We start from the raw sequence: 25467 nt of genomic DNA on the forward strand, positions 1-25467 counted from the left end.
CCTAGCTAGCTGCTCTTTTCCACATCGATTCGGCACACGCCGTTTCCGGCTTTAGGAATGAGCTTCAGGCTAAGCCGCCCGCCGGAATCGGCAGCCGCTTGATCTAGGTAGCCATCATGGATGGCGCAGACGAAGGGGGAGGGCTGAATTCCGGCCGTGACGAACGGGCAGGCGTGGAGTTGCACTGTGGTGCGGCCTTCTTCGGCGAATTGCTCCACCGAAGTTACCGGGTCAAAGCCCATATCGCGCATCGTCTGGTAGAGAGGTGCCAGCGCCTCAGCACCGCGGCTGTTCGCCGTGGCTTTAGCCCACGCGCGGCCGATCTCTCGCGCTTGCTCGGATGAAAAGTCATTGAGCTGGTCTTTATCCGCCAGCGCTGCGACTAAGACGCTAATTAGCGTGACGTATTCCTCCGCCACCGAACGGTTATCGGGTACACGTACTTGGAAGATCAGGGAGGGGCGCCCGCGCCCGTGCGCTGGGGCGGTGACTACACGTACCGCGCCGGCGTTAACGAGCTCATCTAGGTGGCCGCGCGCGGTGTTGACGTGCATCCCCAGTTCCTGTGCGATCTCGGCGGCGCGTGCTCCTTGCGGGAATGTCTGCAGGGTTGAGAGAACCTCGCTCTGCTTGGGGGAGAGCTTCATCGTGTCGGGAAAAAGCTCAGTAGACGAGCGCGGGCTATGCGCAGATGACGTAGACATAAACGGCCTCTCCTTGGACAATGCTACGAGGATCTTACATCTGCTCGCAGCTCTTCCCTATTTCAGTGCATAAAGCCTTAAAGCAGCGGAATCGAGGAACACAGGCACAACCTCACCGGGGGCCTTGCTGTGTGCCGGTTGGTCTAGAGTCACCCGTTGGCCATCGATCTCTACCAGGGTTGAGCTGCCTAAGTCAGCAAGAATTGTGGCGCTCAGTGCCCCGGCAGGGTCGAAGCGCAGAGCGCTGTGGGGGAAGGCCGCCCAGTGGTCACCGCTGCGAGCAGGAGTGAACACTCCATCGCGGAGGCTACCTCGTAGCAGATTAACGCCTGATAGCTCTGCCATGAAATGAGTGGTGGGCTGCTCCAATAGCAGGGACACGGGTCCTTGGGAGATGACCTCGCCGGCTTCCATTACAGCGATGTCGTCTGCCAGCGTGGTGAGGTCCACGCGGTTGTGGGTGACAATGATGGTGGTGCGGTCGGCCGCCGAGAGGCGCAACAGGTGGCGCCACCGGGCGGCGGATTCGACGTCCATGGCGGCAAAAGGCTCGTCCACGACCAGGACCTCCGGGCGCGCCGCAAGCGCGCGCAGGAGGGCAACCTGCGCGGCCTGCCCGCCGGAAAGCTCGGAAACATGGCCCAGCTCCTGCAATCCGGCTGCGTTGAGCAACTGCCGGGTGCTTTGTCCATCCTTGGTCACCATGGTCAAAGCTTGTTCCACTGTGGCGGTGGGAGGCAGCCCGGGGTCTTGGGAGAGCATGACCACACGCTCGGCATCTGTCTGGGCTCCCTGTAAGCGCCCGCTAATGAAACGCATCAACGTGGTCTTTCCCGCGCCGTTGGGGCCAACCACTGCAGTCACGCGCCCGCCACGGAACGTCGTGGTGGTGTCGCCGACCGTGGCTAAGAGATCGCGGGGAGAGTCCTGCGGGGAGGTCATCGTGCGGAGCTTAGCCGTGTCCATCGGCTGCAAAGCGCGCACAGCTTGCTCGCGGCGGCGGCGCAGCAGCAGGGGTATTCCGGCGGCGGTGAGCGTGAGGATGGCTATCCCGATCAATACGGCCGACAGCGCATAGGCATTGTCCGCGCTGACCTCACGCTCAAGGTAAATGCCGCTGGGCATGGTCCGAGTAGAACCGGGCAGGGATCCGGCGAAGGTGATCGTCGTTCCGAACTCACCCAGTGAGCGGGCGAACGCAAGAGCACCGCCGGTGAACACGGCAGGGAGGATTGCGGGCAGGATGATGCGCCGAAGAATGGTGCTGGGGCTCAGGCCAATGCCCCGCGCGCTGGCCACGACCTCGGGGTCGAGCTGCCGCAGCGCAGAATCTACCGCCACCACCACGAAGGGCAGGGTGACGAATAAGTGAGCTGCCACAACACCGGGAAAGGCGAAAGACACGTGCAGCCCAGCCTGCTCCAAAACCGGACCAAGCAGTCCGCGGCGCCCGAGCAGCGCGGTGAGTGCCAACCCGCCCACCACGGGAGGCATGGCCAAAGGGAGATAGACCACCAGACGCACAAGGTGAGACACGCGGCGTAGCTGCTGGAGCCACAGAGCCAGACAGGTGCCCAGGATTGTGGATAGCAAGGTAGACAACGCCGCCGCGGAAAGGCTGACGCGGAGGAGGTCATGGGTCGCCGGAGCGCTCAGCGTGTCGGCGAGGTTCGGCCAGGGCACTCGCAGCCCGAGGGTGAGCACCGGGGCAAGGATGTAGACCGCAGCGAGCACGCCGGCGGCGATGACCGGCCACGTTGTCCGCGGGCGCTGTTCGCGCAAAATCACGCGTGACACTTAGTCCACCGGGGTGAAACCGTATTTTTCCCAGGTGCTGTCAAAATCCGAATCGAGGAGGTTGAGGACATCCTGGGCTTCGTCGTGCCGGGGTGAATCAGTTACCACCGCGCCCATGATCTCATTGCGGAAGTCTTCCGCGTGGTCCAGCGGGATGGCCTCGACGTCCTCACTAGCAGCGGCATCGGTGGAATAGACCCATCCGGCGTCCGCCTCACCGGAGGCGACCTTACCCAGGACGTCAGCTACCTGTCCCTCCAGGGAGGAAGCGTGCAGGTCCCAGCCGTTGGCCTCCATGATGCGCGTAGAGATGGCACCGCAGGGCACGCTTGGGTCGCAGAGCACGAGGCGTGCCGAGGGATCCAGGTCGGCTGCGGAGCGCAGTCCCAAGGGATTGCCCTTCGGCACCACCATGACCATAACGTTGCTGGCTAGGGTCACGGGGGTGTCGACGGTGCCCTGAGCAGTCGCATCATCCATGGTCTCCCGGGAAGCCGTGAGGAGCAGATCCGCGGGAGCGCCTTCATTGATTTGCTGAACTAGGGCGGACGAGCCGCCGTTGTTAAACGCCAGCGGGGTTTCGGCTGCGCCGGAGAGGTCGTCATTAAGCACGCGCGTGGAGGACGCGGCGAAAACCTGCAACGGTTCATCGGAGCTGGAGGTGCAGCCGGCGATAGTCAGTGCGGCGGCGAGAGCGGGGACAGCAATTTTGAGAAGGCGCATGCTTAGTACCTTACGGCTCCTCTACGCGGTTCGCGTGAATTTAATGTGAACTTCCTTTGGTTCCTTCTTGAGGTATTCACGGTCGAAGGATTCTTCGCGCTGGTCCACCTCTGTGAGCAACGGAAGCGGGTCGTGTGGAGCAATGAGAATCATGGATTCGCCCACGTTGAGGGTGCCCAGGGCTCCATGGATGGCGCCGTGGCGCACTGCATGAGGGATTTCGGACGCGTTAAGGGTGGGAATGTCGCGGCCCTTGGAAGTGTCGACAAGCGGCAAGTTCATTGATGGATTCCTTTCGAGTTCTAGGGCGGCGGGCGTTGCTGCCCGTGCAACTAATTTACTACGATTATATCCGTGCAAATAAGTATGTCAGATATGTCTCTGCGTGATGTCTCCCTGGCTTCGCGCCGGCGCTGGCACACCCTTGCCTTTAGTCTCGTCGCGCTCTGGATCACGGTCGGCGTGGGAATCACCGTGGCAAGTTTTTGGGGAGCACCCGTCGTGTGGTGGGACCTCATCCACCCATTTACCCTCGGCGCGCTGACCACCGCGATCCTCGTATTCAGTACCCACTTCACGGAGGCGCTCACCCGCACTCCGGCCGCCGGTTTCCGCGGGGTGGGCGCGCGGGTAGGCCTGGTTCAGGTGGGGCTGGTTCTTCTCCTTGTTGATCGCGCGGGCTATGACTGGGGCGTGCTCTCAGATAGCGGCTCCGCACTGGTCATCGTTGCCGTTGCGTGGCACCTGTGGGCGCTGTGGACCACGCTCCGGGGCTCTTTGTCTGGTTCTTTCGCCGTGACCGTGCCTTTTTATCTGGCGGCGGCCTGCTTCATGGTGTTCTCGGTGCTACTGGTCATTCTGGCTGCGCACGGGGTAGGGAATTACTCGCTGTTGGTGGCCGCGCACTCACGCGGGATGGTGTGGGGCTTCGGCCTGCTTACCATCCTGGGCACGGTCATCACGCTGTTGCCCACGTTGACCCGAACCCCAATCTCAGCGGTTGCGCGGGCGCGGTGCAGCCGGGCTTTGACCGTGCATTGCGTGGGGCTGGGGGTGGCCATGCTTGCCGACGCCTCCGGGCTCACCCGCGCCGCCGGCATGGCGCAGCTGCTCACCGTGCTTGCTGCCGTGCTCATCATCCAGCCAGTGCTGGCCGGCGCGCTTGGTGGCGAGAAGACCACGGCTAGTGTGTCCGCGATGGCGGGGCTGGTGTGGATGGTGGCTCTCTGCGCTGGTGACGCCGCAGCCACCATCGCAGGGGCCTACCCACGCGCGGTGACGTTACTGCTCATGCCGGTGTTTCTTGGCGCCGGCCTGCTGCAGCTGGTCACCGGGGTGCTCCATCACATGCTGCCCATCCTGGCGGGTGCGGCCCGTCCCGCGCACGGGCATGTTGCTGGGTTCCTGCGCGTGGCGCTCATTAACGTGGGCGGTGTGCTCAGCCTCCTCGGCATTGCCGGTGTGTCTGTGGTCGGGCTTATCATGATGGGGCTTGGACTCATCGCCAATAGTGCGGCCCTGGCATGGGCCGTCGCATCATCTCAAGGAGAAGTTCATGTCAAGCGTGCCCGTTAAGAAGGAGCATTCCGAAAAGAAGTGGGCGTCCTGGCTCATCATCATCGTCGCGCTCCTCGCTGTCATTGGACTGGCTGTGTTCAACTCGACCACAGGCAAGCAGGACCCAGCTACGGTGGCATCCGCCGACGCCGTGACTGTTGACGTCTCCGTGGACGGCATGGCTTTTGTCCCGTCCTCCATTAACGTGGCAGCGGGCAGCCACCTCGTAGTGAATTTCACCAACACCGGTGACCAAGTTCATGACCTGAAGATTGGGCGCGAGGAGACGGGCCGGGTGGAACCGGGCGAGACGGTGCAGCTCGATGCTGGAATCATCGAGGAGTCCGTGGAGGGCTATTGCACGATCGCCGGGCACAAGATGCAGGGCATGACGTTCATGGTTAACGTCGGGGAGTCAGCCTCCGGCGAAAATGATCACGCGGGGGCGTCGGCAAGCACGGGCTCCGCAGGTGCCCCGGCGACGGTACCCTCGGCTGCCGAGCGCATGGCAGCCCGCGAGAACTTTAAGGCTTTTGATGCCTCCCTTGCCCCCGCCGAAGGGGACCTCCATGAGGAAACGTGGGTGATGACCGAGGAAGAAGTCGAGGTTGCCCCAGGCGTGCGCCAAACCCGGTGGCTTTTCAACGGGCAAGCACCCGGGCCGACCTTGCGCGGCAAGGTGGGGGATAGATTCCGCATCACCATCAAAAACGAGGGCTCGATGGGGCACTCGGTGGACTTTCACGCGGGTGAGGTCAACCCGGATGAGAACATGAAGACGATCCAGCCGGGTGAATCGCTGACCTATGAATTCGTGGCACATAGGGCGGGTATCTGGATGTATCACTGCTCGACCATGCCGATGAGCCTGCACATTGCCAACGGCATGGCGGGAGCGGTCATCATCGATCCTCGCGGGGAGGACGCGCTGGCAGACGTCGATGCGGAGTACGTCATGACGGCGAACGAGGTCTTTCTAGCCTCTGCGGGTAAGGAAGCTGAGGGCGCTAACGCGCAGCGCGTCAGCGACGGCGACTATGACCTCACGGCCTTCAATTACTATCCCAACCAGTATGATGTTGCTCCGCTGCGCGCCAAGGTGGGCGATACCGTGCGCATCTGGGTGGTCAACCTCGGCCCGGATCTGCCGTTGAGCTTCCACGTCGTGGGCGAGCAATTCGACACCGTGTACAAGGAAGGCGCCTACCTGATTAAGGGCGCGAAGGATTCCGGATCCCAGGCGCTCGACCTTCTACCTGCCCAGGGCGGATTCGTGGAGATGACCTTCAACGAGCCGGGCACCTACTCTTTTGTCAACCACCTCATGACGAACGCGGAGAAGGGCCAGCACGGCCAGATTATCGTTGAGTAGCAAGGCGCTCGCGCCGTAGACGTAATTCGTCCAAGGTGTCGATATCGCGTACTGCGTGCGTTGCCTCGACCTCGGCGATGGTGCCCGCGAGCCTCAGTAAGTGCATGGCCGGCTTGTTGCGTGGATCTCCGAGCTCCTCCAGCGCGCGGGTGAGGGCCTTAGTGCGCCACAGCGCACACAGCGGTTGTAGGCTCCCGTCGAGGGTAGCCACAGCGACATCCGCGCCCGAGCTAGCCAGAGACTTGTGGAGGGCGGGCAGTACCTGCGGGGAATCCGGGGCATCGACGGCAAAGATTGCTGTGGTAGTCCTCGCGTCACCAGCCAGTGCGGCGTGGCCCGCGGCGATACCTGCAGCTGGCCCGCCGAAGAGGGGGCTTTCGCACACCTGGGGCATGCCCAAACGATAGGGCGAGACAACCGCTACCGGCGCGCCATAAGGAAGCTGGCGCAGTAGCCGGTCGATGAGGCGTTCACCGGCAAGCCTCACGCTAGCCTTGTCCACGCCTCCCATGCGCTGGCCGCGCCCGCCGGCCAAAACAATGACACCTGGCACTTTGCTTAACCTTTCGTTCCGGGCAGCTCGCGGGACCAATCACCGGAGCGGCCCCCGGACTTCGCGGTGATGCCGCAGCGCCGGATATAGGCGGAGCGGTCGACGCCTTTGACCATGTCAATGACCGCCAAGGCGGCGATGTTCACCGCGGTGAGCGCCTCCATTTCCACACCGGTGCGGTCAGCGGTGCGCACTGTGGCTTCGATGAAGACGTGGTCTTCACGCAGCTCAATGTCCACCGCACAGCCATGCACCCCAATGGTGTGGGCCAACGGAAGGAGATCGGGAACCTTCTTGGCCGCCGCGATGCCAGCCACACGCGCAACCGCAAGCACGTCCCCCTTAGGCACGGTTCCCTCCCGCAGCGCGGTGAGAACTTCTGGTGAGCACGCGACCTCGCCTTGGGCGGTAGCGGTGCGTACCGTGGGCTGCTTTTCGGTGACGTCCACCATATAGGCGGAGCCGGCGTCGTTGAGGTGAGTGAACTTCATGTCTAAACAGGGATCCTTTCCTAGCGTGGACCTAGCCTAGCTGACGAAGAGTGGACCGATCTGGGTGTTCAGATGCGCGATCTTTGGCAGCATCGGAGGGGTGGGGGATGTGGAGGTGGATTGTGAAGCTAGTAAGGGTAGACGGTAAGTTGCTCGCCGGCGGCGACCGGACTCGTCAGCAGCGCAAAGCCGTGTGTGCCCGGAAGGGCGGCAACGTGGTGGCTGCGCATACGCGGACCCGGCGGTGGGCTTGCGGTAATGGATTCCGTCATGGTGATGGAGCACGGCTGAATGAGCGGGTGGTGAGGTTCGGGGAAGTCCGCACCGGCGACGGCCGTGAGGCACGGCCGGTCCTTGACACCCGCGGGGCGGGGCAGTCCGCGCAGAGAGCGCAGCAGTTGGGTGAGGTAGAGGTGTGCGGAGACAAACGCCGCCACCGGGTTGCCCGGCAAACACACCACGGGGATACCGTCCCAGAGCGCATGGCCCTGAGGCGCGCCGGGCCGTTGGTTGACGTGGCCGAACCAGTAATCATCGCGTTCCACGGCATCCTCAATCACGGCGCGAACCACGTCGAAGGCGCCGGCCGAGACGCCGCCGGTGGTGACAATGAGATCGGAATCCGCAGCGGCCGCGTTGAAGCGCCGGTGCAGCTCAATGGGGGAATCTCCACAGACCGTGCGGGTGATCTCGCAGAGACCGGTGGAAGAAATGAGGGCTTCGAGCATGGGCCCATTCGAATCGGAAAGCTGGCCGTTGATCAGCTCCTCACCCGTGGCAATGATGGTTACTCGTGGGATGCGGTGAACCACGGCGCTGTCAACGCCGGAGGAGAGGCTGGCGGCGATAAGGGGGGCGTCGACAAGCGTGGCAGATCCAGCGAGTTGGTGGCCGGCGTCGATGTGGGAACCGCGTCGCCGGATATGGTTACGGTCGGGCAGGTGGTGCACCGTAACGGTTTCAGGCACAGGTCCGGGCCCTAGGGGAACATCGGTGTTTTCTACTGGTATGACCAGGCCATCAAAACCCTCCGGAACCTCCCCGCCAGTCATGATTCGCACCGCGGTCCCAGGCTGCGGGACCTGAGTGGGTGAGCCTGCTGGGACATCACCTATAACAGGCAGCGTGAATGGGGTGGTTAAGTCATCAGGTGACGCCGGAGCTGGGATGAGGAAGCCGTCCATCGCCGAATTATCCCGCGGCGGGAGGGGAAGACGGGCGAAGAGTGGCTCGGCCAGAACGCGGCCTTGTACAAGGGGAGCGCGCTCCGCAGGCAGGACGCGAACCAATGCGTGGAGGCGGTCGAAATACTCCTCGATGCTTAAGTCAGTCCCAGTGCTTGTCATTGCACCCAATCTAGCCGCCGATGGCGGACATCGGGCGATCGGGCTGGAGGAATCCTTCATCATCCACACCATGGCCCGGCAGCTTCTTCCACATTTCGCCCGCCCACGCGGCGGCGAGTTCCGCGTCGCTAGCGCCGCTGCGCAACAAGTCCCGCAAGGACGTCTCCGAGTTGCCGAACAAGCAATTACGCACAGCGCCGTCCGCAGTGAGTCGCGTGCGGTCGCAATTGCCGCAGAAAGGCCTTGTCACGGATGCGATGACGCCGATTCGGCCTACCTGTATTAAGCCATCGCGCGCTTGCGCGGTCCACAGTGCGGCGGGGGCGGAGCCTCGGGGCTTCTGCACAGGCGTGAGCTCGAATTCTTCTCCCAAACGAGCCAAAATATCTTCTGCGGTGACCATCCGGGAGCGTTCCCATTCTTCGCGCGGGCCTAATGGCATCTGCTCGATGAAGCGCAGCTGCGCGCCTCGCTCGAGGCAGTAGCGCGCCAAGGGGACGATGTCCTCTTCATTTACTCCGGGCATAACTACGGCATTAACTTTGACCGTGCCCAGACGCCCTTCGCGGTGGGCGGCTGTGGCGGCTTCGATGGCGGCGAAGACATCGCCAAGCCTGTCGCGCCGGGTGAGGCGGGCATAAAGCTCAGGATCAATGGTGTCTAGGGAGATGTTGACGCGGTCCAGTCCAGCCTCAATGAGACCGTCCAGGCGGCGGGGGAGTCCCAAGCCATTGGTCGTCAGTGCGGTGGCGGGGGCCAACTTTTCGTCTGTGCGTAGCTGCGTGGTAGCGGCGATAATCTTCTCTAGCGACTTGCGCAGCAAAGGTTCGCCGCCGGTAAAGCGCACCTGGCGAATGCCCAAGTGGGTTACGGCAATCCTGATGAGGCGGATGGTCTCGTCGTCGCTGAGCGTCTGTGCAGTGGGCATCCACTCGAGGCCCTCGGCGGGCATGCAATACGTACAGCGGAGGTTGCAGCGATCGGTCAGCGAGACTCGAAGGTCGCGCGCTTGGCGTCCATAACGGTCGAGCAAGTCGCGGCGACCATCGCTTAATGCAGGCGGCAGGTCCGGAGGCGTTGCGTCGGCACCGCCGCGGGTGGAACCGCGCGGGGAGGGCGTAGGCAGAAAGACGCGATCAGACATTAACCACACTTTAGCCGGAGTAATAGCAGATCTATAGTCGCTCGGCCCCTCTACTGCGTGGCGCCCTCTTCGGTATCGAGGCGCTGCGCCTCGCCCGGGCCCTTCAGCCGGATGATGTTATAGGCGCCTTCGGCAAGATGGGCACGAAGATCCTTCTTGTCGAACTTGCCCACCGAGGTCTTGTCGATGGACTTCACGAAGGTCCAGTACTCCGGCAGCATCCACGATGGAAGCTCAGAGCGCATCCCGTCACGCAGGCGCTCGGCGGTCTCAATCGTGGGGCTGATATCCGCGGCGAGTACGGTGACGGCCAGCGGGCGCTCGACCCACTGCTTGTCGGGGTAGCCAATGACGGCGCATTCGAGCACCACCGGGTTGGCCATGATGAGGTTTTCCAACTGGACGGAGTAGATCCACTCGCCGCCGGAGCGGATGACATCGCGCGCGCGATCCTCCACGGTGAGGAAGCCATCCTCGGTGACGAATCCGACGTCACCAGTGCGCAGCCAGCCGTCGGCCGTGAACTTGGAGGTCGCATCTTCGACGTCCTTCCCGCGGAATTCGTGGGCGGCGCCGCCGTCCTCTGACGTGGGCGAGTGATAGTAGGAGCCGGTCACCAGGTTGCCGCGTACCTGGATCTCGCCGGCATTACGGTCCGTGGTGTTGACCACGTGGCCGTCATTGACCACTCGGTATTCCAGGGAGGAGGGGAAGCGCCCCTGGGAAATGCGGTAGGCCCACCGGGCCTCGCCCGAGGCGCCTGAGGGCGGGCGCGCCACGGTACCCACCGTGGTGGTTTCCGCCATGCCCCACACGTGAACCACGTCCACGCCATAGCGCTCCTCCCAGCTCTTGATGAGCTGCGGCGGGACGGGCGATCCGCCGGCGAAAATCTCCGTCAGCGTCATGCGCTCCGGCGGGTTCTTGAGGTAGTGCACGAAGAGCTGAATCCAAATGGTGGGCACGCCATGCGCCACGCGCGGGGAGGTGGCGGCGATGATCTTGGCCAGGGTAGCGGGGGAGACGTCGGCGTCGGGAAGCACCAGCGGCGTGCCCGTCATCCACGCCGCAAAGGGAACGCCCCAGCTCAACACGTGATAGATGGGAATGCAGCACAAGAAGGTCTCACCATGGGTCACGCACAGGGAGTCGGAAGAACGCAACTGCATCCCCTCCAAAAACAGGGCGCGGTGCGAGTAGAGCACACCTTTCGGAGCGCCGGTGGTGCCAGTGGAGTAGCACAGGGCGGCGGCGGTGTGCTCATTCAACACCGGCCAGTTGTACACGGTGGAGCGCCCATCCAGAAGCTGTTCGTAGCTATAAACCTCAACGTTGCCCGGCAGGGGAATGCTGGGCTTGTCGACGCCCGTGAATACCACCGCGCGCACGCACTCCACGCCGTCCAATACGCGCGCGAGCTGATCCGCTAACCGGGCATCTGCGACGATGACGCGAACCTCGGCGTGGTTGATGATGTGCCGGATCTGATCATTCATGAGCTGCTTGTTGAGCGGCGTAAACACCGCTCCCTTGCAGGCAGTGCCAAAAAGTACTTCGAGGTGCTCTGCGCAATTCCACATCAGGGAGCCCACGCGTTCATCACCAGTGATGCCGAGCGTGTCATGCAGGGCGTGGGCGAAAGCGGCGGCGCGTGCACCGATATCGGCGAAGGTCGTCTCTTCGCGTTCGTTGCCGGGATTGGCGCTGTGCCACGTGACTACCTGGGTTTGGCCGTGAACGGAGGAGCCGTACTCCAGGATGCGGGTGAGGGACAGCGGGATATCCTGCATTGTGGAGAGCATGCGCACCACTTTAGCCGTGTCAGTGTGAGCGCGGTGGATGGATGCGGTATAGTTGTTCGCGACTGGCGGGGAAAGCCTTCCTCGCACCTCCGAGCTCCCTCCACGGCGTGCACACCTGCGGTGAAAAACTCATGGCAGTCCAACGGTGCGCGCGGCAATGAGAGGGTAGAGATACGCTCGCAGTCGCCTTCTTAAAATATCTCCCCGCGATTGACCCGCGGCCGCTTCCTTGAGTTCTTTTCGGAGTGCAGCAAGGAGTTCTTCACGTTCCGCTCCGCAGGGCCGGAGAGGGGGGAGAGCCAAAGAAAACCACCGCCCACGGGGATCGCGGTTGCGTGAACTCGCTGGTGGCGGCGGACCATCTCAATTACACACTGGCTTCCAACGCCCACGTGGAGCGGCACCACGCACAGTGCGGGTGCGGCTGAATAGACGGCGCGCGTTGGTGAAGCGACGAAAGGATATCCGTGAGCGATACGGACAAGACCGCAGCACAGGATCTCGCGTCCCTGAAGCTGCCGGAATTGCGCAAGCTGGCTGCGGAGCGCGGACTTCGCGGCGTCTCCGGACTGCGCAAGGGGGATCTCATCACCGCACTGACCACCGGCCAGGTGCCAGCGCGCGGCGCGAAGGCCGCTGCCCAAGCGGAGCCCAAGAAGGACGAACAGCCGCGCCGCGCTACCCGCAAGGCTTCTCGCCCTGCCGGCGCCGCAGACCAGGAGTCCGAGCAGCCGGAGCAGGATAAGAAGCGCAAGCAGGACCAGCCGAAGCAGCAGAATGATGAAGCTGCCAAATCTGACAAGGCTGATAAGTCCGAGCACAACGACGGTAACGACGAGCACCGTTACGAGTCCCGCTCCCAGGCTCGCCGCGCCCGCCGCAACCGCGCCCGCCGCCAGGAGCGCGAGGCCCGCGAAGAGGCCAAGGGTAACGGCAATGGGAACAACAACGGTGCCGAGGACAATAACGGCAAATCCGAGGACAACCAGTCCCGCGGTGGAAACAACTCCGATAACGGCGATCGCGGCAATGGCGGCAACGGTGGCGGCCACAACAATAACCGCCGCGACAACCACCGCAACGACGATGACAACAATGGTGGCGGCCGCCGCAACCGCCGCAACCGCCGTAACCGCCGCGGGCGTGACCGTGATGGTGGCGGCAATGGCGGCAACGATCTGCAGATCCGCGAGGGCGATGAAGTACAGGTAGTCGGCGGCATCCTGGAGGTCGTGGACAACAACGTGGCCTTCCTGCGCACCACCGGCTACCGCGCGGCCAGCTCCGATGTCTTTGTTAACAACAACCTTGTGCGCCGCCTGGGGCTGCGCTCCGGCGACGCGCTGACCGGCAAGGTCAAGGTTTCTGGCCCGACCCACACCCACGGCAACGGCCGCAACCGCCGCAAGTACAACCAGCTGGTGGAGGTCGACACCGTCAACGGACTGGATCCGTCGACTGCGAAGGACCGCCCGGACTTCTCCAAGCTCACCCCGCTTTACCCGAACCAGCGCCTGCGCTTGGAGACGGACCCGAAGATCCTCACCACCCGCGTCATCGACCTCATCATGCCGATTGGTAAGGGCCAGCGCGCGCTGATCGTCTCCCCGCCGAAGGCCGGTAAGACGACGATCCTGCAAAACATCGCCAACGCCATCGCCACGAACAACCCGGAGTGCTACCTCATGGTGGTCCTCGTGGACGAGCGCCCCGAAGAGGTCACGGACATGCAGCGCAGCGTCAACGGTGAGGTCATCGCCTCCACCTTTGACCGCCCGCCGTCAGAGCACACCTCCGTGGCGGAGCTGGCCATCGAGCGCGCCAAGCGCTTGGTGGAGCAGGGCAAGGACGTCGTCGTCCTCCTTGATTCCATCACCCGCCTGGGCCGCGCCTACAACAACTCCTCCCCGGCTTCCGGTCGCATCCTGTCCGGTGGTGTCGACTCCAACGCCCTGTACCCGCCGAAGCGCTTCTTGGGTGCTGCCCGCAACATCGAAAACGGTGGCTCGCTGACCATCATCGCCACCGCGATGGTGGAAACCGGCTCCACCGGTGACACGGTCATCTTCGAGGAATTCAAGGGCACCGGCAACGCCGAGCTCAAGCTCGACCGCGCCATCTCCGAGCGCCGCATCTTCCCGGCCGTGGACGTCAACCCGTCCGGCACCCGCAAGGACGAACTCCTCCTGGTTCCGGAGGAGGCGCGCATCATGACCAAGCTGCGCCGCATCCTTTCCGGCCTGGATTCCTTTGCTGCCATCGATTTGCTGATCAAGCAGCTCAAGAAGACCCGCTCCAACGGCGAATTCCTCATGCAGGTGGCCTCGTCTGCGCCCATGGCGGCAGATATGGATGAGGAGGACTACAAATAATGTCGAACCAGGTTTCCCTCGTTGATGACATCGTCTCCGAGTACCAGGGCATCGAGATGCAGATGGCTGACCCGGACGTAGCCGGAGATCAGAAGCAGTTCCGCAAGCTGTCCAAGCGCTACGCTGAACTGCGCCCCATCGTTGCTGTCAACGATGAACTTGTCCAGGCCCGCCAAGACCTGGCCGACGCCAAAGAGATGGCCTATGAGGACCACGAGTTCCAGCCCGAGGTTGAGCGCCTCGAACCGCTCGTCGTGGAACTGGAGGAGAAGCTCGCGGATCTGCTTGCTCCGCGCGATGAGCAGGACTCTGAGGACATCATCATGGAGATCAAGGCCGGTGCCGGCGGCGAAGAGGCAGCACTTTTCGCTGGCGACCTAGCCCGCATGTACGAGCGCTTCGCCGACAAGGCCGGCTTCCAGTGGGAGGTCCTGGGCCTCAACGAGTCCGACCTCGGTGGCGTCAAAGACATGTCCATCTCCTTCAAATCCAAGACCCCGTCTCGTGATGGCGCGTGGAGCGTGTTCAAGTTTGAGGGCGGCGTCCACCGCGTGCAGCGCGTTCCGGTGACCGAGTCCCAGGGCCGCATCCAGACCTCCGCAGCCGGTGTGCTGGTCTACCCGGAGCCGGAAGAAGTCGAAGCAGTCAACATCGATGACAAGGACATCCGCGTTGACGTCTACCGTTCCTCCGGTAAGGGCGGCCAGGGCGTGAACACCACCGACTCCGCCGTGCGCATTACCCACCTGCCCACGGGCCTGGTGGTGACCTGTCAGAAGGAGCGCTCCCAGATCCAGAACAAGGCGCGCGCCCTGCAGGTGCTGCAAGCCCGCCTGGATCAAATGGAGCGCGAGGCACGCGAGGCCGAGGCCGGCGAGCAGCGTGCATCCCAGGTGCGCACCATGGACCGCTCTGAGCGCATCCGCACCTATAACTGGCCGGAGAACCGCATTACCGATCACCGCATCGGCTACAAGGCAAATAACCTCGACTCCGTTCTCAACGGCGACATGCACGACCTCATCGAGGCCCTGCAGGCCCAGGAGCGCGCCGAGCGCCTCGAGGCCGAGGGATAGAAGGCCAAGGCACGGTTATTAGCGGTGACTTTTCACACCTATAGGGAGGCGCTTCGTGATGCCACGGAGCGCCTTCGCGCTGCCGGGGTGCCTTCACCCGAATGGGACGCGCGCCTGTTGGCCGCCCACCTCATCCACTGCGGGCACATGGACATCCCCCTCGACGAGCAACCGATCCCCGGTTTTGACGTGGCCTATGGGGCGTTGGTGGGGCGTCGTGAAGCGCGCGAACCACTCCAGCACATCCTGGGCGTCGCGTGGTTTGGTCCGCTCGAGCTTGAGGTTGGCCCGGGCGTGTTCATTCCACGCCCGGAAACGGAAGTGCTCGCCGACTGGGGAGTTAAGTTTCTTAGGAAACTTAACTCGTTGGAGTCGAAGGAATTTAACTCGCAGCCTCCCCGCGTCGTGGACTTGTGCGCTGGGTCCGGTGCGCTCGGGCTCTACGTCGCACACTACGTGCCACAGGCTGAGGTGTGGGCGGTGGAGCTTGCCGACGCCTCCCTGGCCTACACCCGCCGCAACGCCGCGACCGCAGTGCACGGCGGGGCGGGAACCGTACACGTGGTCCAAGGGGATGTCACCGAGGCGGACCTCTTGTCGGAGCTGCACGGCACCGTTGACCTCGTGCTGACGAATCCGCCATACGTACCGGAGACCCCGGACCTGGAACCGGAGGTCTACCAGGATCCTCACGAGGCAGTGTTCGGGGGAGTAGATGGCATGGAAACCATCACCGCGATGATCCCGACCATCGCTGCGCTGCTTCGCCCCGGTGGCCGCGTGGGCATCGAGCACGACGACGACACCTCCCAACAGGTGCAGGAAGCCCTGCGCGCGCATGGAGGGTTTAGCCGCATCGAGGTGCTCAAGGATCTCACTGGCACCGCCCGCTTTGTCACGGCACAGCGGGGAGTACAGTAGATTGGTCGAAGATTGGTCGACAAGCCGACAGGAACGGGATTAAAGGAGAGACCAATGCAGGGACAGATTTATAACTGTGCGGACGCCGCCGAGCGCGAAGAAGGAATGGCTTTTGCCGTCAAGGCAGCCAAGTCGGGGCGGCTCGTGGTCATGCCCACTGACACGCTCTACGGGCTGGGCTGCGATGCCTTTGATAACGACGCCGTGGCGAGCCTGCTGGCCACCAAGCACCGCGGCCCAGACATGCCGGTACCGGTGCTCGTGGGCTCCTGGGATACCGTCAAAGGTCTCGTAGCGTCGTTGGATGATACCGCGCAAACGCTGATCGAGGCCTTCTGGCCGGGCGGACTATCCATCGTCGTCCCGCAGGCGCCTTCGCTTCCGTGGAACTTGGGCGATACCCGCGGCACGGTGATGCTGCGCATGCCGCTGCACCCCATCGCCATCGAGCTGTTGCGTGAGGTCGGCCCCATGGCGGTATCCTCAGCGAATATCTCCGGCCAAACCCCACCCACCACGGCGATTGCCGCCAAGCAGCAGCTGGGTAAGGCCGTCACTGTCTACCTGGACGGGGGAGAGGCCGAGGTAGGCAAGCCTTCCACCATTATCGATCTGTCTGGCTCCCGCCCTTATCTTTTGCGCGAAGGCGCATTGAGCGCTGAGCAGATCGGTGAGGTCATCGGAGTATCCGCAGAGTCCTTGCGCACCCGTCCGGGCGCCCAATCCTCTTAAGGAGACATCAGTGGCTGGAACCGGAGTGCCGCTGCGCGAGCTAGCGTTGGTGATCTTTGTCGCGGCGGCGTTTACCTACCTCACCACCGGACTGGTGCGCACCTTCTTAGTACGCAGCGGCCAGGTGGCGGAGATTCGCCTGCGCGATAGCCACTCCCAGCCCACACCGCAGCTCGGCGGGGTGGCGATGTTCACGGGTTTTGCGGCCGCCGTCTATCTCGCAGGCCAGCTTCCAGCCTTGACTCGCGGCTTTATGCCCGTCACGCCTGAGATGAATGCTGTGCTGTGGTCAGCCGCAGCCATCGTCCTCGTGGGCGTGGTGGATGACTTGGTAGAGCTGAGTGCTCTGGTCAAGCTCATCGGTCAGCTCGTCGCCGCGGCCATCATGAGCGGGTTGGGGTTGACGTGGACGCTTCTCTTCCTGCCTTTTGGCGATGGGACTACGGTCATCCTGGACCAGGTCCAGGGGACACTCTTGACTACGTTCTTTACGGTCCTGCTTATCAATGCCATCAACTTCGTCGACGGGCTCGACGGTTTGGCGGCCGGGCTGGGCATGATCGCCGGCGGCGCCATCTTGGTCTTCTCGCTGACGGTTCTGCACGACCAGGGCGGTGCAGTGTCCGCGTATCCGCCGGCGATTATCGCCGCCGCTCTTGTTGGTGTGTGTGCCGGGTTCCTACCTCACAACTTTGAGCCCTCCCGCATCTTCATGGGGGATAGCGGTGCGATGCTCATTGGTTTGCTCCTTGCGGCGGCGTCGACGTCTGCCTCCGGCAAGATCAACATGTCGTTGTACGGCACCGTGGACATTGTGGCGTTGATGTCACCCGTCATCGTCGTGGTCGCCGCGGTCTTTATTCCAGTCCTGGACCTTGTCTGGGCCGTCATTCGCCGCGTATCGCAGGGGCGCTCGCCTTTCGCTGCGGATAAGGCGCACATTCACCACCGGCTGCTCTCCTTGGGGCACACGCACCGACGCACAGTACTGGTGCTTTATTTATGGGTCTCCGCGGTGGCGTTTGGGGCCGTCTCCTTTTCTATCGTTCCGGCCCCTGCGGCCGTGGCTTTGGCGGTTCTCGCGCTTGGCGTGGCCTTCGGCGTGACCCTGATTCCGCTGCGCCAGGGCAAGATTGGGCGTCGGCCGCGGGCTACCAGTGTGGTGCTGGAAACTGATCCTTCCTGAGGTAGGGTATGGGGCTGTGACTGATTCAACGACCTCCGAAGAGCTTTCGCCCTACGACGATCATCGTCGCCCCCTGAAGCGCGCCCTGCGCCTCGGGGTCATCGGCCTTATCGTCGTAACCATCGCGTCCTTATCCATCTGGGGTGGCGTTCGCGGGGTGCCCGGAATTTGGGGAGTGCTCGTCGGCGCGGCCATCGGCGGCGGCTTCGTGCTCTTTACCGCGGCCTCGGTGCTTATTACCGCACGCACGACACCCTCGACGACGATGGCTGTGGTCCTAGGTGGCTGGTTGCTTAAGGTCGTCATCCTCATCATGGTGTTGTTGCTGATCAAGGACCTAGAGTTCTACGACACGATGGCCCTCTTCGTCACCGTCCTACTGGCGCTGGCGGTGACGTTGGGAACTGAGGTATGGGGTGTGGTCACCTCCAACGTGACCTACGTGTCTTAGCCTTTCTCGACCTTTTTCAGTGAGCCACTGCTCCCGGTGACCCCGGGAGGGTGGCTTTTTGTGTAGCGAAATAACGCCGCTTCGGGCGCTCATTACCCCCGTCAAGGTGGGAAAACGCGGGTGTGTGACCAAATACACTTAGTAGGGTTTTGGCAGAATGTGGGCGTTTTATGCGGCCGCACGGCGTTGGGCTGTGCCTTTAGGTTCACAACGCTGCCCCCACGTGCGAAAACTTGAGGGCGAACTGATAGCATTCTCTTCGGGTTACCGCGGGTTAGCGTCATGCTATCCCGAAAAAGTACGGTTTATCCTTGCCCTGTTTACGCTGATGTGCGACGGAGTCCGTGAGCAGGGCAAAGAGCTTGAGACGTCCATCGCACCACATAGCCTTCGACAAGCTGTGTGGCCCGAACACGGGAGAGAACGCTGAGCGTTACGACATTGGCCATGAAGGGTGAGTTTCACGCACCCGAACTGGATCCAGAATTTTTCCCGGGGCACGTAACCGAAGATGGTGGAGTCGTCGATCTTCTTTTCGCCGATTTCGCCAACGGTTGGTTCGCTTTGGATCGCATCATGCTGGTCCGCCTGTTTATGGCGGCTATCTTGGTGCTCCTTTTTGTTGTCGCCTTCAGGAACCCGAAGCTGGTTCCTAAAGGATTGCAGAACGTAGCGGAGCATGCGATTGACTTCGTACGAATTCACATCGCAGAAGACATTTTGGGCCGTAAGGAAGGACGTCGTTTCCTTCCGATCCTGGCCACGATCTTCTTCGGTGTTTTGTTCTGGAACGTAGCAACTATTGTTCCAGCCCTAAACATCTCTCCGAATGCTCGTATTGGTATGCCAATCGTGCTGGCAGTCGTTGCGTACATCGCCATGATTTACGCCGGCGCAAAGCGCTTTGGCTTCGGCAAGTTCGTCAAGTCCTCGGTGGTTATTCCTAACCTTCCGCCGTTGCTGCACGTGCTTGTTGTACCGATTGAGGCTTTCTCTACGTTTGTCATGCGTCCAGTCACGCTGGCTCTTCGTCTTATGGCGAACTTCCTGGCTGGCCACCTCATTTTGGTCCTGTTGTACTCGGCAACGAACTTCTTCTTCTTCCAGTTCAACGGTTGGACCGCACTGAGTGGCCTCACTCTGGTCGCAGCGGTTCTGTTCACGCTGTACGAAATTATCGTCATCTTCCTGCAGGCATACATTTTCGCCCTGCTGACGGCGGTATACATCGAACTGTCGCTGCATGCAGATTCGCACTAACAACAACGCGAACCTCGCGGTTAACTAAATACCCCAGAAATCACCACTTCCCCCGCGGAACAATTCGCGGGAAAACATTGAAAGGGAACGACTTTCATCATGAACGAAATCATTCTTGCTCAGGCTGCTGACGAGTCCACCCTCAAGGGCCTCGGCGCTATCGGCTACGGCATCGCAACCATCGGCCCGGGTCTGGGCATCGGTATCCTCGTCGGCAAGACCGTCGAGGGCATGGCTCGCCAGCCGGAGATGGCCGGCCAGCTGCGTACCACCATGTTCCTGGGTATCGCCTTCGTTGAGGCCCTCGCCCTGATTGGCCTCGTTGCAGGCTTCCTGTTCTAAAGAGCGCTTTACACAAAGTAAATCGAACTTTAAGAACGGAGCCCCATGAACAACGTCATTTACTACCTTGCAGCAGAGGGAAGTGAGCACCTGCCGCTGGAGAGCGGCAACTCCATCCTTCTGCCCAAGATGTACGACTTGGTCTGGTCGATCATTCCGTTCGCCATCATCCTGATTGTGTTCTGGAAGCTTGTTCTTCCGGCATACAACAAGATGCTGCAGGAGCGTGAAGACCGGATCGAAGGTGGCCTTAAGCGTGCGGAGGCTCAGCAGGCCGAAGCAAAGGCCGCTCTGGAAAAGTACAATGCTCAGCTCGCTGATGCTCGAGCAGAGGCTGCGGAGATCCGCGAGCAGGCGCGCGAGCGCGGCAAGCTGATCGAGGCAGAGGCTAAGGAAGCTGCAGAGGAAGAGTCTCGTCGCATCCTGACCGCCGGCGAGAAGCAGCTTGAAGCTTCTCGTGCACAGGTCGTGTCTGAGCTGCGTTCCGACATCGGACAGAACTCCATCAACCTGGCAGAGAAGCTGCTCGGCGGCGAACTTTCGGACGCCACCAAGCAGTCCTCCACGATTGATAACTTCCTGTCCGAGCTCGACACTGTGGCACCGGCCGGAAAGTAGGCAACGATGAAGGCAGCTAGCCGCGAAGCACTCGCTACCGTTGAGTCCAAGCTGGATGAGTTCCTCTCCGGCGACCGCTCGGTGGCGACTGCTACTCAGGCAGGCCAGGACCTCTTCGAGGTTGTCCGCGTCCTCGACGGTGACCGCGAACTGCGTGTCGCGCTGACCGACGACGCCGCTACCTCCGAGGAGCGCAAGTCCCTGGCCCAGACCCTTTTCGGCGGAAAGGTCACCCCGGTTGCACTCCAGGTGCTGCAGGAGGCCGCCGCCGCACAGTGGTCGACGCCGCGTGATATCGCCCGTGGCCTCATCATCCTCGGCCGCCGCGCACTGCTGCGTGGCGCTGAGTTTGAGGGCAAGCTGGGCCAGGTGGAAGACGAGCTCTTCTCCCTGTCGCGCGTGCTTGACCGCGAAGGCGAACTGACCCAGCTGCTTTCAGACCGTACTGCTACGTCCGATCGTAAGGTCGGGCTGCTGGCAAGCGTGCTCTACGGCAAGGTCACGATGGTTACTGAGGCGCTTGCGCTGCAGGCCATTGGCCGCCCGGAGCAGAACCCGATTGATGATCTCGCCGGTTTGGCGGACACCGCAGCCAAGCTGCAGGGCCGTACCATCGCGCGAGTGACCACCGCGGGTGAGCTGAACGATAGCCAGCGGGCAGCACTCGCTGAAAAGCTGGGCAAAATTTATGGTCGTGCGATGTCCATCCACTCTGAGGTTGACACCAGCCTCCTCGGTGGTATGACCATCCGCGTCGGCGACGAAGTCATCGATGGCTCGACGGCAGGCAAGATTGCTCGCCTTCGTGCGCAGATGGCATAAGCCGAAACGACAGAAACGATTAAGTAATTGCTGGAAGATACTACCGAGAGCAGGAAGAACATGGCGGAGCTGACGATCTCCTCCGACGAGATCCGTAGCGCGATTGCGAACTACACCTCGAGCTACTCCGCGGAGGCCTCCCGTGAGGAGGTCGGCGTGGTCATTTCGGCAGCTGACGGTATTGCGCAGGTTTCGGGCCTGCCGTCCGTCATGGCGAATGAGCTGCTCGAGTTCCCCGGCGGCGTGATTGGCGTCGCACAGAACCTTGACACCAACTCCATCGGTGTCGTGGTCTTGGGCAACTTCGAGTCGCTTAAAGAAGGCGACGAGGTCAAGAGGACCGGCGAGGTTCTCTCCATCCCTGTGGGCGAGGAATTCCTCGGCCGCGTAATTAACCCCCTGGGCCAGCCGATCGACGGCATGGGCCCGATCACCGCTGAAGAGGACCGCGTCCTCGAGCTGCAGGCACCGTCCGTGCTGCAGCGCCAGCCGGTGGAAGAGCCGATGCAGACCGGCATCAAGGCTATTGACGCGATGACCCCGATTGGTCGCGGTCAGCGTCAGTTGATCATTGGTGACCGTAAGACGGGTAAGACCGCTGTCTGTATCGACACCATTCTGAACCAGAAGGCTAACTGGGAATCTGGCGACAAGAACAAGCAGGTTCGCTGCATCTACGTCGCCATCGGCCAGAAGGGCTCCACCATTGCTGGTGTGCGCCACACCCTGGAGCAGCACGGCGCACTGGAGTACACCACCATCGTGGCGGCTCCGGCGTCCGACGCCGCTGGCTTCAAGTGGCTGGCACCGTTCTCCGGTGCAGCTCTGGGTCAGCACTGGATGTACCAGGGCAACCACGTCCTGATCATTTACGATGATCTGACCAAGCAGGCTGAGGCCTACCGTGCGATTTCCCTTCTTCTGCGCCGTCCGCCGGGCCGCGAGGCTTACCCGGGCGACGTCTTCTACCTCCACTCCCGTCTGCTGGAGCGCGCTGCGAAGCTCTCCGACGACATGGGTGCAGGTTCCATGACCGCATTGCCGATCATCGAGACCAAGGCGAACGACGTCTCCGCCTTCATTCCGACCAACGTTATTTCTATTACCGACGGCCAGGTCTTCCTGGAGTCCGACCTGTTCAACCAGGGCGTCCGTCCGGCAATTAACGTCGGTGTGTCGGTCTCCCGTGTTGGTGGTGCCGCACAGACCAAGGGTATGAAGAAGGTCGCCGGTAACCTGCGTCTTGAGCTGGCTGCCTACCGCGATCTGCAGGCCTTCGCGGCCTTCGCATCCGACCTGGATCCGGCCTCCAAGGCTCAGCTGGAGCGCGGTGAGCGTCTCGTCGAGCTGCTCAAGCAGTCCGAGTCCTCCCCGCAGCCTGTCGAGTACCAGATGGTGTCCATCTTCCTCGCAGACCAGGGCATCTTCGACGTCGTTCCCGTCGAGGACGTACGCCGCTTCGAGAAGGAGCTGCACGATCACCTCAACTCTGCAACCCCGCAGGTGTTCGAGCAGATCCAGGGCGGTACCGCTCTGACCGACGAGTCCAAGGATGCACTTGTTGCAGCTGCTAAGGACTTCATTCCGTCCTTCCGCACGACCGAGGGCAACAACCTCGGCACCGAGGCACCGGTTGACCCGCTCGCCGCGGATGACGTGAATAAGACCGAGCTCAACGTCTCCCGCAAGACGGCCAAATAGAGTTTCGCACGCTCTAAGAATTAACCGTCTAGATAAAGAAGGGAGGAGCGAACACCATGGCTAATCTTCGTGAACTGCGTGACCGTATCCGGTCCGTCAATTCCACCAAGAAGATCACCAAGGCACAGGAGCTCATTGCTACCTCGCGCATTACCAAGGCTCAGGCCAGGGTAGAGGCGTCCCAGCCTTATGCACGTGAACTGTCTAACGTGCTCAACAAGCTGGCGGCGCACACGTCCCTGGATCACCCGATGCTCCGGGAACGCGAAGATGCAAAGGTGGCCGCCATTCTCGTGGTCTCTTCGGACCGCGGTATGTGCGGTGGCTACAACAACAACATCTTCAAGAAGGCGGCCGAGCTGGAAGCCCTGCTCAAGAGTGAGGGTTTCGAGACCGTCCGCTACGTGACCGGCAACAAGGGCGTTGGCTTCTACAAGTTCCGTGAGGCCGAGGTCGCAGGCAGCTGGACTGGATTCTCGCAGGATCCAACCTGGGAGAAGACGCACGACGTGCGCCGCCACATCATCGACGGCTTCGTTGCCGGTTCGAATGGCCAGGCCAAGACCCGCGAGGGTATTCACGTGGAGGGCGAGACCGTTCGCGGTTTCGACCAGGTCCACGTTGTGTACACCGAGTTCGAGTCCATGCTGACCCAGACCGCGCGTGTGCAGCAGCTGCTGCCGGTGGTACCGGTTATCGAGGAAGAGGACTACAACATGGGTGAGTCCGCGCTTTCCGACGCCGAGCCGAACAATCAGATCACTCCTGATTACGACTTCGAGCCGGATGCGGACACCCTCATGGACGCACTGCTTCCGCAGTACGTGTCCCGCCTCCTGTTTGCGATGTTCTTGGAGTCCTCGGCCTCCGAGTCCGCCGCACGCCGTACCGCAATGAAGTCTGCAACTGACAACGCAACCGAGCTGGTCAAGGACCTCTCGCGCGTGGCCAACCAGGCCCGTCAGGCGCAGATTACCCAAGAAATCACAGAGATCGTCGGTGGCGCTGGGGCGCTCGCCGAAAGCGCAGAAAGTGACTAGATTATGACTACAGCTCTGCAAGAGCAGAACACACAGTCGTCGGCTACCGCCGGCCGTGTGGTGCGTGTCATCGGTCCGGTCGTCGACGTGGAGTTTCCGCGTGGCGGGCTGCCGGCACTGTACAACGCACTGACCGTCGAGGTTTCCCTCGAGGCTGTTGCAAAGACCGTCACCCTTGAGGTCGCTCAGCACCTCGGTGACAACCTCGTCCGTGCCGTGTCCATGGCTCCGACCGACGGCCTCGTCCGCGGTGCAGCCGTGACCGACACCGGCAAGCCGATTTCCGTCCCGGTGGGCGATGTGGTCAAGGGCCACGTCTTCAACGCCCTCGGTGACTGCCTTGACCAGCCGGGTCTGGGCCGCGATGGCGAGCAGTGGGGCATCCACCGCGAGCCGCCGGCATTCGACCAGCTGGAGGGTAAGACCGAGATCCTAGAGACCGGTATTAAGGTCATCGACCTGCTGACCCCGTACGTGAAGGGCGGCAAGATCGGCCTCTTCGGTGGTGCAGGTGTGGGTAAGACCGTTCTTATCCAGGAGATGATTACTCGTATCGCACGCGAGTTCTCCGGTACCTCCGTCTTCGCCGGCGTCGGCGAGCGCACCCGTGAGGGCACCGACCTCTTCCTCGAGATGGAGGAGATGGGCGTTCTTCAAGACACCGCACTTGTCTTCGGCCAGATGGATGAGCCGCCAGGAGTCCGTATGCGCGTGGCTCTGTCCGGCCTGACCATGGCGGAGTACTTCCGCGATGTTCAGAACCAGGACGTGCTGCTGTTCATCGACAACATCTTCCGTTTCACCCAGGCCGGTTCTGAGGTGTCGACCCTGCTGGGCCGTATGCCTTCCGCCGTGGGTTACCAGCCGACTCTGGCTGATGAGATGGGTGTGCTGCAGGAGCGTATTACCTCCACCAAGGGTAAGTCCATTACCTCCCTGCAGGCCGTGTACGTGCCGGCCGATGACTACACCGACCCGGCTCCGGCGACCACCTTCGCCCACCTCGATGCCACCACCGAGTTGGACCGTGGTATTGCTTCGAAGGGTATTTACCCGGCAGTGAACCCGCTGACCTCTACCTCTCGTATTCTGGAGCCGTCCATCGTGGGCGAGCGCCACTACGAGGTGGCACAGCGTGTCATCGGTATCCTGCAGAAGAACAAGGAGCTCCAGGACATCATCGCCATCCTTGGTATGGACGAGCTGTCTGAGGAAGACAAGATCACCGTTCAGCGTGCTCGCCGCATCGAGCGCTTCCTGGGCCAGAACTTCTTCGTCGCAGAGAAGTTCACCGGCCTGCCGGGCTCCTACGTGCCGCTGGCCGATACCATCGATGCTTTCGAGCGCATCTGCAACGGCGAATTCGACCACTACCCGGAGCAGGCCTTCAACGGCCTGGGTGGCTTGGACGACGTCGAGGCTGCGTACAAGAAGCTGACCGAGAAGAAGTAGGGAGA

General features: G+C 62.1%; 24 protein-coding genes. 15 read left to right on the top strand and 9 right to left on the bottom strand.

The annotated features are described in order from the left end of the window. Nucleotides 1-5: 5 nt before the first annotated feature. The 4 genes from M5J06_RS01350 to M5J06_RS01365 are packed head-to-tail and all read right to left on the bottom strand — an operon-like array spanning nt 6 to nt 3506. Entirely contained in the window at nt 6-704 is a 699-nt protein-coding gene (locus tag M5J06_RS01350) for a helix-turn-helix transcriptional regulator (RefSeq protein ID WP_250223780.1), read from the bottom strand. A gap of 57 nt (nt 705-761) precedes the next feature. Then, a complete protein-coding gene (locus M5J06_RS01355; RefSeq protein WP_250223781.1) occupies nt 762-2492 on the bottom strand; it encodes an ATP-binding cassette domain-containing protein in 1731 nt (576 codons plus the stop codon). A 9-nt stretch (nt 2493-2501) separates the two neighbouring features. After that, the gene (gene modA / locus M5J06_RS01360) at nt 2502-3224 is read right to left on the bottom strand and encodes a molybdate ABC transporter substrate-binding protein (RefSeq protein ID WP_250223782.1); all 723 of its coding nucleotides are present in this window, start codon (nt 3222-3224) and stop codon (nt 2502-2504) included. A gap of 21 nt (nt 3225-3245) precedes the next feature. Then, on the bottom strand, nt 3246-3506 hold the full coding sequence (locus M5J06_RS01365) for a DUF2249 domain-containing protein (protein WP_070563016.1): 261 nt from the start codon (nt 3504-3506) through the stop codon (nt 3246-3248). A 93-nt stretch (nt 3507-3599) separates the two neighbouring features. On the opposite strand from M5J06_RS01365, the gene M5J06_RS01370 reads away from it, so the two are divergent. Together M5J06_RS01370 and M5J06_RS01375 are read left to right on the top strand one after the other, a co-directional pair. Then, on the top strand, nt 3600-4799 hold the full coding sequence (locus M5J06_RS01370) for a beta-carotene 15,15'-monooxygenase (RefSeq protein ID WP_070563019.1): 1200 nt from the start codon (nt 3600-3602) through the stop codon (nt 4797-4799). Beyond that, entirely contained in the window at nt 4780-6153 is a 1374-nt protein-coding gene (locus M5J06_RS01375) for a multicopper oxidase domain-containing protein (RefSeq protein WP_070563023.1), read from the top strand. Before M5J06_RS01370 ends, M5J06_RS01375 begins: the two co-directional genes overlap by 20 nt. On the opposite strand, the gene mobA is transcribed toward M5J06_RS01375, so the two are convergent. The 5 genes from mobA to M5J06_RS01400 form a co-directional block, all read right to left on the bottom strand. Next, a complete protein-coding gene (mobA, locus tag M5J06_RS01380; RefSeq protein ID WP_070563026.1) occupies nt 6140-6706 on the bottom strand; it encodes a molybdenum cofactor guanylyltransferase in 567 nt (188 codons plus the stop codon). The genes M5J06_RS01375 and mobA overlap by 14 nt on opposite strands. Nucleotides 6707-6711: 5 nt before the next feature. Continuing rightward, on the bottom strand, nt 6712-7197 hold the full coding sequence (moaC, locus tag M5J06_RS01385; RefSeq protein WP_070563029.1) for a cyclic pyranopterin monophosphate synthase MoaC: 486 nt from the start codon (nt 7195-7197) through the stop codon (nt 6712-6714). Nucleotides 7198-7325: 128 nt separating this feature from the next. Beyond that, a complete protein-coding gene (locus tag M5J06_RS01390) occupies nt 7326-8543 on the bottom strand; it encodes a molybdopterin molybdotransferase MoeA (protein WP_070563236.1) in 1218 nt (405 codons plus the stop codon). Between the two features lie 10 nt (nt 8544-8553). Next, nucleotides 8554-9687, bottom strand: coding sequence for a GTP 3',8-cyclase MoaA (moaA, locus tag M5J06_RS01395; RefSeq protein ID WP_250223783.1), 1134 nt, complete (start codon nt 9685-9687; stop codon nt 8554-8556). Nucleotides 9688-9737: 50 nt separating this feature from the next. Next, the gene (locus M5J06_RS01400; protein ID WP_250223784.1) at nt 9738-11489 is read right to left on the bottom strand and encodes a long-chain fatty-acid--CoA ligase; all 1752 of its coding nucleotides are present in this window, start codon (nt 11487-11489) and stop codon (nt 9738-9740) included. 467 nt (nt 11490-11956) lie between these two features. Between M5J06_RS01400 and rho the strand changes: the two genes are divergently transcribed. From rho to atpD, 13 genes are all read left to right on the top strand, one after another. Next, nucleotides 11957-13861: a transcription termination factor Rho gene (gene rho / locus M5J06_RS01405; protein WP_070525168.1), complete on the top strand. Its 1905-nt coding sequence runs from the start codon at nt 11957-11959 to the stop codon at nt 13859-13861. Further along, a complete protein-coding gene (gene prfA / locus M5J06_RS01410) occupies nt 13861-14937 on the top strand; it encodes a peptide chain release factor 1 (RefSeq protein ID WP_046648926.1) in 1077 nt (358 codons plus the stop codon). Before rho ends, prfA begins: the two co-directional genes overlap by 1 nt. Nucleotides 14938-14961: 24 nt before the next feature. Beyond that, nucleotides 14962-15858, top strand: coding sequence for a peptide chain release factor N(5)-glutamine methyltransferase (prmC, locus tag M5J06_RS01415; protein WP_167595745.1), 897 nt, complete (start codon nt 14962-14964; stop codon nt 15856-15858). Between the two features lie 54 nt (nt 15859-15912). Next, a complete protein-coding gene (locus tag M5J06_RS01420) occupies nt 15913-16590 on the top strand; it encodes an L-threonylcarbamoyladenylate synthase (protein ID WP_070597073.1) in 678 nt (225 codons plus the stop codon). 10 nt (nt 16591-16600) lie between these two features. Next, entirely contained in the window at nt 16601-17776 is a 1176-nt protein-coding gene (locus tag M5J06_RS01425) for an MraY family glycosyltransferase (protein WP_070525174.1), read from the top strand. 16 nt (nt 17777-17792) lie between these two features. After that, nucleotides 17793-18227 carry a Cg1360 family ATP-synthase-associated protein gene (locus tag M5J06_RS01430; RefSeq protein ID WP_070525176.1) on the top strand — a complete coding sequence of 145 codons (435 nt, stop codon included), beginning with the start codon at nt 17793-17795 and terminating at the stop codon, nt 18225-18227. A gap of 447 nt (nt 18228-18674) precedes the next feature. Then, a complete protein-coding gene (gene atpB, locus M5J06_RS01435) occupies nt 18675-19487 on the top strand; it encodes a F0F1 ATP synthase subunit A (RefSeq protein WP_070525178.1) in 813 nt (270 codons plus the stop codon). 99 nt (nt 19488-19586) lie between these two features. Then, nucleotides 19587-19829, top strand: coding sequence for an ATP synthase F0 subunit C (locus M5J06_RS01440; protein WP_010187073.1), 243 nt, complete (start codon nt 19587-19589; stop codon nt 19827-19829). Nucleotides 19830-19874: 45 nt separating this feature from the next. Continuing rightward, complete coding sequence (locus M5J06_RS01445) at nt 19875-20447, top strand: F0F1 ATP synthase subunit B (protein WP_046648931.1); 573 nt, start codon at nt 19875-19877, stop codon at nt 20445-20447. A gap of 6 nt (nt 20448-20453) precedes the next feature. Beyond that, nucleotides 20454-21269 carry a F0F1 ATP synthase subunit delta gene (locus tag M5J06_RS01450; protein WP_070563259.1) on the top strand — a complete coding sequence of 272 codons (816 nt, stop codon included), beginning with the start codon at nt 20454-20456 and terminating at the stop codon, nt 21267-21269. 60 nt (nt 21270-21329) lie between these two features. Beyond that, complete coding sequence (gene atpA, locus M5J06_RS01455) at nt 21330-22970, top strand: F0F1 ATP synthase subunit alpha (protein ID WP_070528750.1); 1641 nt, start codon at nt 21330-21332, stop codon at nt 22968-22970. A gap of 56 nt (nt 22971-23026) precedes the next feature. After that, nucleotides 23027-24010, top strand: a complete 984-nt coding sequence (locus M5J06_RS01460) for a F0F1 ATP synthase subunit gamma (protein WP_070531166.1) — start codon at nt 23027-23029, stop codon at nt 24008-24010. Nucleotides 24011-24013: 3 nt separating this feature from the next. Further along, complete coding sequence (gene atpD, locus M5J06_RS01465; protein WP_070528745.1) at nt 24014-25462, top strand: F0F1 ATP synthase subunit beta; 1449 nt, start codon at nt 24014-24016, stop codon at nt 25460-25462. Nucleotides 25463-25467: the final 5 nt, after the last annotated feature.

Origin of the sequence: Corynebacterium intestinale (genome assembly GCF_023574125.1) — a bacterium.
Lineage (GTDB): Bacteria > Actinomycetota > Actinomycetes > Mycobacteriales > Mycobacteriaceae > Corynebacterium > Corynebacterium hesseae.

Coding starts and splice junctions, on each gene's coding strand:
- M5J06_RS01365 (WP_070563016.1), bottom strand. CDS start 3,506: ATGAACTTGCCGCTTGTCGACACTTCCAAGGGCCGCGACATTCCCACC.
- M5J06_RS01450 (WP_070563259.1), top strand. CDS start 20,454: ATGAAGGCAGCTAGCCGCGAAGCACTCGCTACCGTTGAGTCCAAGCTG.
- M5J06_RS01350 (WP_250223780.1), bottom strand. CDS start 704: ATGTCTACGTCATCTGCGCATAGCCCGCGCTCGTCTACTGAGCTTTTT.
- M5J06_RS01460 (WP_070531166.1), top strand. CDS start 23,027: ATGGCTAATCTTCGTGAACTGCGTGACCGTATCCGGTCCGTCAATTCC.
- M5J06_RS01440 (WP_010187073.1), top strand. CDS start 19,587: ATGAACGAAATCATTCTTGCTCAGGCTGCTGACGAGTCCACCCTCAAG.
- moaA (WP_250223783.1), bottom strand. CDS start 9,687: ATGTCTGATCGCGTCTTTCTGCCTACGCCCTCCCCGCGCGGTTCCACC.
- prfA (WP_046648926.1), top strand. CDS start 13,861: ATGTCGAACCAGGTTTCCCTCGTTGATGACATCGTCTCCGAGTACCAG.
- atpD (WP_070528745.1), top strand. CDS start 24,014: ATGACTACAGCTCTGCAAGAGCAGAACACACAGTCGTCGGCTACCGCC.
- moaC (WP_070563029.1), bottom strand. CDS start 7,197: ATGAAGTTCACTCACCTCAACGACGCCGGCTCCGCCTATATGGTGGAC.
- M5J06_RS01420 (WP_070597073.1), top strand. CDS start 15,913: ATGCAGGGACAGATTTATAACTGTGCGGACGCCGCCGAGCGCGAAGAA.
- atpB (WP_070525178.1), top strand. CDS start 18,675: ATGAAGGGTGAGTTTCACGCACCCGAACTGGATCCAGAATTTTTCCCG.
- modA (WP_250223782.1), bottom strand. CDS start 3,224: ATGCGCCTTCTCAAAATTGCTGTCCCCGCTCTCGCCGCCGCACTGACT.
- M5J06_RS01370 (WP_070563019.1), top strand. CDS start 3,600: ATGTCTCTGCGTGATGTCTCCCTGGCTTCGCGCCGGCGCTGGCACACC.
- atpA (WP_070528750.1), top strand. CDS start 21,330: ATGGCGGAGCTGACGATCTCCTCCGACGAGATCCGTAGCGCGATTGCG.
- M5J06_RS01375 (WP_070563023.1), top strand. CDS start 4,780: ATGTCAAGCGTGCCCGTTAAGAAGGAGCATTCCGAAAAGAAGTGGGCG.
- M5J06_RS01390 (WP_070563236.1), bottom strand. CDS start 8,543: ATGACAAGCACTGGGACTGACTTAAGCATCGAGGAGTATTTCGACCGC.
- M5J06_RS01445 (WP_046648931.1), top strand. CDS start 19,875: ATGAACAACGTCATTTACTACCTTGCAGCAGAGGGAAGTGAGCACCTG.
- M5J06_RS01400 (WP_250223784.1), bottom strand. CDS start 11,489: ATGCTCTCCACAATGCAGGATATCCCGCTGTCCCTCACCCGCATCCTG.